The sequence below is a fragment of the Paenibacillus lentimorbus NRRL B-30488 genome (genome assembly GCF_000411595.1).
Taxonomy (GTDB): Bacteria; Bacillota; Bacilli; order Bacillales; family Bacillaceae; genus Bacillus; species Bacillus velezensis.
This window is the reverse complement of sequence record NZ_ANAT01000013.1, coordinates 1-882: the sequence shown is the minus strand read 5'-3', so window position 1 is coordinate 882 and position 882 is coordinate 1. Positions and strand designations below refer to the sequence as shown.

At 43.2% G+C, this 882-nt stretch carries 1 protein-coding gene; it reads right to left on the bottom strand.

Annotated features, from left to right (window positions below):
* A partial coding sequence (locus D368_RS08345) for an AMP-binding protein (RefSeq protein WP_486129248.1) occupies positions 1 to 882 on the bottom strand: 882 nt, incomplete at both ends.

Here is an 882-nt window from a genome sequence, read left to right as displayed (position 1 = left end):
TCACTGTAATCAGCGACGACGGACTGGTGAATATGTGGCAAATGATTGATACAGTATTCTATTTCTCCTAGTTCGACACGATGTCCACGTATCTTAACTTGACTATCTTTTCTTCCCAGGAAGTCTACATATCCTTCCGGACGCATGACACCATAATCACCTGTTTTGTACAGATAACCTAATCTATGGTTGATAAAGGCGGCCTTCGTCTTCTCTTCTTCATTGAGATAACCTGCGGCGACTCCTTTTCCACCAATATGCAGTTCTCCTGGTACGCCTACTGGGCATTCGTCCCCACATTCATCCAGTACGTAAATTTGTTGATTTTTCAGCGGATAGCCGTAAGGGATACTTTTCCACTCTGGCTTCACTTCTGTGATTGGGAAATATATGGACCATATAGAGCCTTCCGTTGCTCCACCTAACCCGATGACTTGTGCTTTTGGCATTCTTGTTTTGATTTTCTCTGGCAAACCAAGAGAAATCCAGTCTCCACTTAGCATCACAATACGTAAGCGCTCTGCTGCAGATCGCTGCACTGTGTCTTGTTTTGTGCCTTCCAGATACATATCCATAATTGCCGGAACCGAATTCCATATCGTGATTTCTTCTTCGATCATGATCTGATGAATGCTGGCCACATCTAAGAGATCTGGAATTAATACTAACTGGGCTCCGCTAATGAGTGCTCCAAAAATATCATAGACAGATAAATCAAAGCTCATCGATGATAGGGCAATGATTTTATCTTCGCTGCCTACTTGGAATCTCTCATTAATATCTAATAGTGTATTCACTACTGCCTCATGAGTGATCACAACACCCTTAGGCTGTCCCGTACTTCCTGACGTATAGATAGCATAGGCTTTATCCTGCTGGCAG